At 71.4% G+C, this 9,175-nt stretch carries 11 protein-coding genes; all 11 read right to left on the bottom strand.

Annotated elements, in window-relative coordinates; translation table 11 throughout:
* Window positions 1–177: 177 nt before the first annotated feature.
* Window positions 178–627 (bottom strand): TIGR03618 family F420-dependent PPOX class oxidoreductase, encoded by a 450-nt coding sequence (locus tag AB0O82_RS14145; RefSeq protein ID WP_363583393.1) that lies wholly within the window; start codon window positions 625–627, stop codon window positions 178–180.
* 117 nt (window positions 628–744) lie between these two features.
* On the bottom strand, window positions 745–1,887 hold the full coding sequence (locus tag AB0O82_RS14150) for a Glu/Leu/Phe/Val dehydrogenase dimerization domain-containing protein (protein WP_363583395.1): 1,143 nt from the start codon (window positions 1,885–1,887) through the stop codon (window positions 745–747).
* A 32-nt stretch (window positions 1,888–1,919) separates the two neighbouring features.
* Window positions 1,920–2,135, bottom strand: a complete 216-nt coding sequence (locus AB0O82_RS14155; RefSeq protein WP_363583397.1) for an MbtH family NRPS accessory protein — start codon at window positions 2,133–2,135, stop codon at window positions 1,920–1,922.
* Window positions 2,136–2,139: 4 nt separating this feature from the next.
* Window positions 2,140–2,943 carry an indole-3-glycerol-phosphate synthase gene (locus AB0O82_RS14160; protein WP_363583399.1) on the bottom strand — a complete coding sequence of 268 codons (804 nt, stop codon included), beginning with the start codon at window positions 2,941–2,943 and terminating at the stop codon, window positions 2,140–2,142.
* A complete protein-coding gene (locus tag AB0O82_RS14165) occupies window positions 2,944–3,618 on the bottom strand; it encodes an N-(5'-phosphoribosyl)anthranilate isomerase (protein ID WP_363583401.1) in 675 nt (224 codons plus the stop codon).
* Window positions 3,619–3,624: 6 nt separating this feature from the next.
* Window positions 3,625–4,764 carry an acyl-CoA dehydrogenase family protein gene (locus tag AB0O82_RS14170; RefSeq protein WP_363583403.1) on the bottom strand — a complete coding sequence of 380 codons (1,140 nt, stop codon included), beginning with the start codon at window positions 4,762–4,764 and terminating at the stop codon, window positions 3,625–3,627.
* Window positions 4,765–4,776: 12 nt separating this feature from the next.
* Entirely contained in the window at window positions 4,777–5,151 is a 375-nt protein-coding gene (locus AB0O82_RS14175; RefSeq protein WP_331744348.1) for an ectoine synthase, read from the bottom strand.
* A 108-nt stretch (window positions 5,152–5,259) separates the two neighbouring features.
* Window positions 5,260–6,063, bottom strand: a complete 804-nt coding sequence (trpA, locus tag AB0O82_RS14180; protein WP_363583405.1) for a tryptophan synthase subunit alpha — start codon at window positions 6,061–6,063, stop codon at window positions 5,260–5,262.
* Complete coding sequence (locus AB0O82_RS14185) at window positions 6,060–7,115, bottom strand: anthranilate phosphoribosyltransferase (protein ID WP_363583407.1); 1,056 nt, start codon at window positions 7,113–7,115, stop codon at window positions 6,060–6,062. The genes trpA and AB0O82_RS14185 overlap by 4 nt, the downstream gene beginning before the upstream one ends.
* A 2-nt stretch (window positions 7,116–7,117) precedes the next feature.
* Complete coding sequence (locus AB0O82_RS14190; protein WP_363583409.1) at window positions 7,118–7,387, bottom strand: acyl carrier protein; 270 nt, start codon at window positions 7,385–7,387, stop codon at window positions 7,118–7,120.
* Window positions 7,384–8,901, bottom strand: a complete 1,518-nt coding sequence (locus AB0O82_RS14195; RefSeq protein ID WP_363583411.1) for an AMP-binding protein — start codon at window positions 8,899–8,901, stop codon at window positions 7,384–7,386. The genes AB0O82_RS14190 and AB0O82_RS14195 overlap by 4 nt, the downstream gene beginning before the upstream one ends.
* Window positions 8,902–9,175: the final 274 nt, after the last annotated feature.

Consider the following 9,175-nt stretch of genomic DNA (forward strand, 5'->3'; position numbering starts at 1 on the left):
GGGAGCCGGGTTCACGCGCGGCCGGTCGCGCATGCGCGCACTGACCGCCGACCTTGAGTCGCTTCGGTCGCTCCGGTCGCTGACGAGTCGCTGCACTGGCCTCCGCACTGGCCTCCGCACCGGCCTCCGGAACGGCGACCCGTCGCCGGGTCTCGATGACGACGCCCGGCAGGAGTGCTACTCAGGGGCAGGGACGGGCCCGCCGGGACGGAAGCGCTCCACCCCGACGATGTGCCGCACCTTGAGCGGGCGCACGATCACCGCGACCCGCTGCTCACCCGGCATGGTCCACTCGAAGCGTTCGACGCCCAGGTACTTGCGGGCCAGCCGGTCCATCCGGTCACGCGCCTCCTCGCCCTCGATGAAGCGGGCCACCACGCCACTGATCTGCACGCGGTCGAAGGGGTCGGTGGCGTCCGCGTGCGAGAGGTAGACGCGCGGGTCGCGACGGAGGTTCTCCTCCTTCACCCGCCCCACCGAGGTGTTGAACGTCAGCTCCCCCTCGCCCTCCAGATCCACCCACATCGGGCTGACCTGCGGTGCTCCGTCGGCGAACACGGTGCCGACGTACCAGATGTTGGGTGCCCGCAGCCGGGCGCGGACGGCTGCGTCGAATGTCGCGGTCATCCCGGGAGGCTAGCAACCACGAAGGGGGCGGTTCGCTTCGAGTGAAGCCACGTTCGAGTGAGGCCGCGAGGGCGCGTCCTCCCGCCGGTCACCGTTCGGCCGACACCTCCCGCCGGGTCACCGCTCGGCCGGCACCTCCGGTTCGGAGGCGCCGGCCGGGGCTCCGCGCGAACCGAGGAGCTGCGCGACCGGATCGGCGCTGCCCGAGGCGCTCAGCTCCTGCACCAGCTCGCAGTTCCTGGCGATCCTGCTGGAGACCCATTCGCGCAGCCACTCGGACAGCTGCGGGAGCGGCAGGTCGGACGGGGCCAGCCCGGCGAGCACGCACCCGGTTGCCGCCGCTCCGCCGACGTTGACGACCACGTCCGGCAGGACGGTGTGGCCGGCCTCGCGCAGCAACCGGCGGGCGGGCGGGGTGCAGCTCAGGTTTCCGCCCTCGACCACCAGGCCGGCCCGGACCGCCGGCACCGCCTCCTCGTCGACCGCGGAGGCGGATGCCGCCAGCACCAGCACGTCGGCGTCGACGTGCAGCCACGCCTGGCCGGGCCCGTGGACGGTGACCCGGGCGGGCAGGCGGCTCCGGTCGATCGTGCCGTCGCTGCTGGTGAGCGCGGCGAGTTCGGCGACGGGCAGTCCGCGCTGGTCCTCGATGGTGCCCCGGACGTCGGCCACGGCCACCACCGAGTGGCCGTGGGCGGCCAGGTGGCCGGCCACCGCGCGCCCGACGGTGCCGAAGCCCTGGATCGCGATGCGCTGCGGGGTCCGCGCACCGGAGGCCCGTAGGGCCCCGAGCACCGCGACGGCCACGCCGAACCCGGTGATGTCGGCCATGTGGTCCCACAGTTCGGCCCAGTCGACGGTGAGACGGGTGGTGCCGGGGCGGCGGGTGACGTCGTACCCGGCGGCCTCGAAGGCGACCTGCCGGTCGGCGTAGGTGGTGCCCTGGTCGCACCCCAGGTACACCCCGCCGTGCAGCAGCGGGGCCGCGGCGCGGCCGAACCCCCGCATCACCGCCCGCCGTTCGACGGTGGCGCCCGGATCGGGTGCGATGCCGGCCTTGGCGCCACCGATGGGCAGGCCGACCAGTGCCAGCTTGTGGGTCATCGCCCTGGCGAGCCCGGTCAGCTCCTGTTCGGTCACCGTCCGGGTCATCCTGGTGCCGCCCAGGGCCAGGCCGTCGACCATGGAGTCGACGACGACCCAGCCCCGGGCCTGGCACCCCGGGAGGTTCAGGGTGGTGGAGAGCAGGGGCTCGGCCACCGGGCGTGCGCCGTGCGGTGCGAGCGTCCGGTTCACTGCGCACCGCCCTCCGGGACGGACCGCAGGCGCAGGCTGCGGGGGCGCATGTCGGTCCACACGTGTTCGATGTGCGCGAGGCATTCGTCCCTCGCGCCCCGGACGCCGACCTCGCGCCAGCCCGCCGGCGACTCGCGGTCGGCGGACCAGATCGAGTACTGCTCCTCGTCGTTGACGACGACCTTCCACTGCTCGGATGCTTCGCTGGTCATGCCGTTACCTCCAGATGTCGGTGGTCGGGGGGTCCGCCGGGCGGCGGACGGGTGGAGCCGGTTCACGGCCGGTGTCGAGACGGGTGCCAAGACGGGAGCCGAGGTGGGTGCCAAGACGGGAGTCGAGGTGGGTGTCGAGGCCGTCCAGCCATTGCGGAAGGCTGGCGGCGCGCAGGAGGCCCGTTCCGATGAGTACACCGGCGAAGCCTTCACCGAGCAGGCGGGCGGCGTCATCGGGGCAGCGGATGGCCCCGGCACTCACCGGGCACCGGGTGCCGCTGCCCAGTACCGCGGGCAGGAGCGACGAGCTTCGCCCGAGGTCGCCCGCGCCGCGTTCGCGGGTGGCGATGTCCTTGTTGTTCACCGCGACCACGCACTCCTCGGCGCGCGGCACGCGGCTGATCTCCTCCTCGGTGGTGACCTCGACGAACGGCGTCAGGCCCAGGCTCAGGCCGAGCTCGACCAGATGGCCCAGGGTGGTGCGCGGCAGCAGCGCGGCGGTGAGCAGGACCGCGGACGCGCCGCTCTCGCGGGCCTGGTGCAGTTGGCTCCGGCGGGTGATGAAGTCCTTCTGCAGCACGGGCAGGTCCGTCGCCGCCACGACCTCGTGCAGCAGGTCCGGGGTGCCGCCGAACCACTGGCCGGTCACCACGGACAGGCAGGGTGCGCCGACGTCCTGGTAGTCGGCGACCAGCCGGGCGGCCGACCTGTCACCGAACAGGTCGTGCCCGGCGGCGTCCTGCCGTTTGAGCTCCATGATCACCGGTCGGCGGGCGTCCAGCAGCGCCTCGATGAACGCGGCCGTCATCTAGGCCCTCGCTTTCGGATCACGCCAGCCGCGCCGTACGGCCGTGACCCGGTCGGCGCTCAGTCGTCCGTCGCCGTCCCTGGCCGCCGTGTCCACGTCGATGCCCAGGAACAGGGGGTGGTCCAGCACCGCCCGGTAGTCCTCCCGGTTGTCGGCCGAGATGCCGCCGGCCAGCAGGAAGGGCCGCGAGAGGCGGTCCGCGATCTCGATGACGGCCCCGCAGTCCGCCGGTTGCCCGGTGCTGCCGATCCGGCCGTCTCCGGCGACCGCGTCCAGCAGGAAGAGGTCCGTTCCGGCCCGCTCGTACGCCGCGATCAGGGACCGCTCCGCGCGGGTGTCCGTGCCGAGGTGCAGCACCTTGACCACGGTGAGGTCCGTGGTGCCCTTCAGGGCGCGGACCAGGCCCGGCGGCTGGTAGCCGTGCAGTTGGACCCACCGGACCCGGGCCGCGGCCGTCGCCGCGCGCAGCGTCTCGGCGTCGTTGAGGAAGGTCACGAGGACCGGATGCATGCGCGCCGTTCGGTGTACGGCGTCGGCGAGGGAGGCGAGTTGACTGAGCGTCAGGTCGGCACGGCCGCCTGGGACGCCGTGCCACAGGCCGACGAAGTCGGCTCCGGCGCTGTCGAGCGATGCCACGTCCTCGGCCGAGGCGGCTCCGCAGATCTTGACCAGCATCAGGTGTCACAACCCCAACATGGCGGCGATGCGGTTGCGTTGGATCTCCGACGTGCCCGAGTAGATCGGGCCGGCGACCGCGTCGCGCACGTCCTTCTCCAGTCCGTACTCGGCCAGGTACCCGCTGCCACCGAAGATCTGCACGGCGGCCAGTGCGGAGGAGAGGTTGCTCTCGCTGGCGAGGACCTTGCTGACGGCGATGTCCCTCGTGACGTTCTCGCCCTCCGTCAGCCGGACGGCCGTGTCGTAGAGCCACTTCCGCGCGGTGTCCAAGCCGATGCTCATGTCCACGAGCTTGTGGGAGATCGACTGGTACGAGCCGATCGGACTGCCGAACTGGACGCGCTCCTTGGCGTACTCGACGCAGCGGTCGAGCCGGTAGCGCATCTGCCCGGTGTTGATGACGAAGGAGCAGAGGATCTCCCACTTCATCACGTGGTCCAGGACCAGGAACCCTGATCCGACCCGGCCGATCACGGCGGATGCGGGGATCCGGCAGTCGTCGAAGTGCAGTTCGCCCAGCGGCGCCGTCCGCAGCCCCATGGTGGCGACGGGCGGCCCGACGACGAGCCCCGGGGTGTCCCGCTCCACGACGAAGGCGGTGATGCTGAGCGGGCCGGCCTTCGGGTGGGTGCGCGCGTAGACCACGAACACGTCGGCCACCGGGCCGTTGGTGATGAAGGCCTTGCCGCCCCGCAGCACGAAGCCGTCGCCCTCGCGGGTGGCCGTGGTCCTCATCGCCAGCGCGTCGGAGCCGCTCTCGGTCTCGCTGATCGCGTGCGCCCCGATCGTCTCTCCCGAGCAGATCCCCGGCAGGTGGCGCGCCTTGAGCTCCGGCGAGCCGAACCGTTGCAGCGGGACTCCGACGCTGACCAGGTGGGTGGCGACCGAGAAGTTCAGTCCGCCGTCACGGCACCCGGTGCCGAGTTGTTCGAGCACGTGCATGGTGGTGAGTAGGTCCTGGCCCAGCCCGCCCCACTGCTCGTCGAACGGCAGGCCGAGGATTCCGGACCGCTGGATCAGCTTCCACTTGTCCCACGGGAAGGCGCCTTCCGCGTCCCCTTCGAGATGGCCCGAGCTGAGTTCCTCGCACCACTGGGCGATGCCCTCGCCCAGAGCGATCTGGTCGGCGTTCCAGCTGATCATCTGTCAGTCCTGTTAGTACTCGGAGAAATCGGTCGAGTCCAGGTTGTGGCGTTCGTCGCCGCGCAACGCGGGCGAGAACACGCACACCAGGCGGAGGTCCGCGTCCTGGTCCGCGATCAGGAAGTGGGCGTCGTGCAGGTCGAGCGCGTACAGCGTGCCCGGCTCGATCGGGTGGGACGTGCCGTCGGCGTTCACGACCTGCCCCGTTCCCTCGATGCAGTAGCAGGCCTCCAGATGACGGCGGTACTCCAGCCTCGACTTGGTGCCGGCGCGGACGGTGGTGTCCGTCATCGTGTAGCCCAGGCCGTCGGATTCGAGAAGGAACCTGCGGCTGAGCCCGTTGCCCCAGTCCACGGTGGTCACCTCGTCAAGGCGTCGGACGATCATCGGGTGTGCCTCCTAGCGGTTTGCCGAATCAGCGGTTTGCCGAATGAGCGGCTTGTTGAGTGAGCGGTTTGCTGAATGAGCAGTTTGTTGAGTGAGCGGCTTGCCGAATCAGCGGTTTGCTGAGTACGGCGAAACGGTCTGTACGAAGGTGTGGAACTCCTCGACCACGTCGGCCCCTGCGGCGAGGGCGTGCTCGATCCGGGCGACCCCGGCGCTGCCCACGACCGCGGCGTCGGCGCCGAGGCCGTGCAGCAGGTCGATGTCCGCCCGGGAGCGGACGCCGAATCCGACGGCGATCGGTACGGCGGTCGTCCTGCGCAGTGCGGCCAGCGCGTCGGCCAGCTCCTGGCGGTCGGCCGTGAGCTCGCCGCCGCTGCGGCCGTAGTGGGCCACCAGGTACAGGTACGCGGTGGCGGACTCGGCGGCTGCGGCCTTCACCTCGGCCGTCGACGCGGCGTAGCAGGTGGCGACCACGGGCAGCCCCGCCTCCTGCACCGCTTCGAGGTAGCCGGCCCGTAGCCGCGGCGGCAGGCCGTGGACCAGCAGGCCGTCGACGCCCGAGTCGGCGACCCGCCGGACGAAGCCGGGCACGGTCAGGCCTCTGACCGTGTGGCTCCAGTCGGCCAGCAGCGCCACCCGCAGGTGGCGCAGCCGGGGCAGGATCCCGCTGAGGAGTCCGAGCACCTCGTCGAGTCCGACGCCGTCGGCCAGGGCCCGCTGCGCCGATCGGCGGATGACCGGCCCGTCGGTGACCGAGTGGGGGAAGGGCACCGCCAGCTCCAGGCAGTCCACGCGGCAGTCGTCGAGCATCCGCATGACGTCGGCCAGGACGGGCAGCGGGGGATCTCCGGCGTTGAGGAACATCGCCAGGCCGGGCTGGTCCGGTGGCCGGCGTGCGAAGAACCCGCTCACCGCGCACGCGCCGTGGTGATCACGCGGCGCGCCGGGTGCGCGCGCAAGCGGTCGACGAGGTCGCGGGCGGCGTCGCTGCGGAGGGCGTCGTCGGCCGCCCTGATCGCCTCCGGCCAGCCGTCGATCAGCCCGCTCGCGACGGCCAGGGCGGCGGCGTTCAGGCAGACGGTCCGCGTTGCGAGAGCCGTCCCGGCTCCGGAGAGCACGCCGAGGAAGTGGTCGACCACGTCCTCGCCCTCGCTGGTCGGCCGTAGTCCGGCGATCGGGTCGGTGCCGCTTGCGGGAGTCCCGGGAGCCTCGGCCCGCAGTCGGATCGCGTCGGTGCCGTCATTGGTGAGGACGACGTTGTCGACGGAGCTGACGAGCTCGTCGACTCCCAGCTCGTTGGAGCACAGCCAGATCCTCCGGTCGGCAACGGTGGCGGCGACCTGGCCCAGAGTCGGCAGCAGCGAATGGTCCGAGACACCGACGAGCTGGGCGGAGACCGGCACCGCAGCCAGGAAGGGGCCGACGGAGTTGATGAATCCGCCGATCATCCGCAGGTCCATCGGCACGATGCTCCGGGCCAGCAGTGCCACCTCCCGCGGGTAGACGAAGTTCCCCGGGAAGGCGATGCCGAAGCGTTCCAGCAGGGCGTCGGTCTGCTCGTAGGAGGTGGTCGTTCCGATACCGAGGCGGTCGAGCAGGTCGTGGGAGCCGCAGGTGCTCGTGTAGGCGCGGGATCCCGTCTTGACGATGCGCACGCCCAGGGCGGCGGCGACGAACGCCGCCGCGGTGGAGATGTTGAACGTGGCCGGCCCGCCTCCGGTGCCGACGATGTTGGCCGTGCGGTCCAGCCGCGCGGTGACGGCCGGCCGGCGCTCGTCCAGCGAGCGGAGCATGGCGACCAGCGTGTCCCGATCGGGCATCCGGGTGGACAGCGAGGACAGCAGCGCCACCGTCTCGCCGGAGCGGAGGGCGCCGTCACGCAGCTGGTCCCAGAAGGACCCCCACATCTCCTGGTCGACGACGGCGCGGTCCCGGTCGATCAGCGCTCGCAGCACCTCGTGCATGGCTAGTGGGCGTCCGTCCGGTGCTGCTGGGCCTGCTCGATGAACCTGCTGATCGAGCCGACCGAGCGGAAGCTGTCCGGGTCGAGGTCGAGGTCGATCTCCTCGACGCGCAGGTCGAAGCAGTCCTCGAGCCAGGCTATCGTCTTGAGCAGGCCGAGGCTGTCGATGACCCCGCCGTCCACGAGGTCGTAGTCGGAGTCCAGTTCGTTCGCGCCGACGTCCGGCAGGAACTCCTCGATGATGAACTGCGTGACTACCGCGGCGTGTTTCACGTGGCCGTTCCTTCGTTTGGCTGGGACGGGGAGCAGGCGGGCTGGAGGGGCGTGCGGTCGATCTTTCCGGTGGACGTCCTGGGCAGCGGGTCGTCCACGATCAGCAGGGTCGAGGGGACGGCGGTGAGCGGAAGCCGTTGTGCGCAGTGCCGGCGCAGCGCCAGCGAGTTCAGCCGGCTGTCCGGGGCGCGGCGGACCACGCTGCGCAGCAGGCGGCCGGCCACCGGGTCGGGCACGGTCACCACGGCCGCCTCGACGACGTCGGGATGGTCGAGCAGCACCTGCTCGACCTCGTGGGTGTTGACCCGCACGCCGCGGACCTTGACCTGGTGGTCGTTGCGGCCTTCCAGGGTGATGCGGCCGTCCCGGTCACGCCGCACGAGGTCGCCGCTGCGGAAGTAGCGCCGCGCCTCCCCGTCGTGGTGGTGGGTCGCGAACCTGTCCGCGTCCTGCTCCCGGTCCAGGTAGCCGTCGGTCTGGAACGGCGTCGCGACGTGGAGCTCGCCGGTCCCCGGCCCGGTCACGATCCCGCCGTCGGCACCGACGACCACCGCGTGGACTCCGGGCAGCGGGCGTCCGATCGGCACCGGGCCGTCCGCCGGCTCGGTGCCGTCGACCTCGTGCAGGAAGCTGTCGTTGGTCTCGGTACAGCCGTAGATGTTGTAGAACCGCGCGCCGGTGAACAGCTGCGGGAGTTCGGCCAGGCAGCGGGCGGGCATGCTGTCGCCGGTGAAGACGACGTGCTCGACGGTGTCGAGCCGCCGGCCGCTCCCGGCGGCCGCGTCGACCAGCAGCCGGTAGAACATCGGTACCGCCTGGACGAGTTGGACCGCGTGGCGGGACACGAGGTCCAGCAGGTAGCCCGGCTGGGTGGCCCGGGCCGGATCGACCAGGACGACGCGGCCGCCGTACTTGAGCGTGGTCCAGATGTCCAGCAGGCACAGGTCGAAGGTGAGCGGGGCGTAGTTGAGGACCGTCGTTCCCCGGCGGACGCCGAACCGCTCGCCGGCCCAGGTGGTGAAGCGGTCCACCGCCCCCGTGCTCAGTGGCACGATCTTCGGCCGCCCGGTGGAACCGGAGGTGGTGAACATGAAGGAGACGTCGGCGGGCTCCGTACGGCGCGGCGCCTCCGGTTCCGCCGGCCGGTCCGGGGCGCCCGGCCCGGGTCCGGGCGCCCGGGGGCTCTCCGGTGACAGGACGTGCCGGATTCCGGCCTGCTCGACCAACGTGTGGGGCGTCCTCCCCTCCGGCGTGGGCGCCGGCAGCAGCAGGAAGCGCCGCCCTTCCAGCAGGCAGGCGAGCATCAGGGCGATCGTCGAGGGCGACTTGGCGGCCGGGATGCCGACCGGCTCGTCCCCGCCCGGGGCGAGCCGGGCGATCCGGACGCGCTCCCGCTCCGCCAGCTGGTGGAGTTCACGGTAGGTCGTCTCTTCTCCGCGCCATATCAGCGCCGGATCACCGGGGTGGCCGGTGGCGTGCGAGACGAATGAACCCACCAGACTCTGCTGCTGCATCACGACTTCTCCGAGTTCATGCAACGGGGTGGGTTCATATACAACGGATGAGTTCATGCAGCGGGTTCACCGATCTTATTCGGAACAATGAAGGCCCGGCATGAAAGGGGCCCACCCGGCCGTCCCCTGGAGACAGAAGAATTATCACGTGGTGCCCGTCCACGGAAGTGGGGTGCACGATCCGAGCCATGACGGCACGTCAGAGAGGGTGTCACGGCCGGCCGCGCCGATGCTAGCCGTCGAGCGTGTTCGATCTACATAAGGATTCCGGTGG

The organism is Kitasatospora sp. NPDC088264 (assembly GCF_040685715.1).
Taxonomy (GTDB): Bacteria; Actinomycetota; Actinomycetes; order Streptomycetales; family Streptomycetaceae; genus Kitasatospora.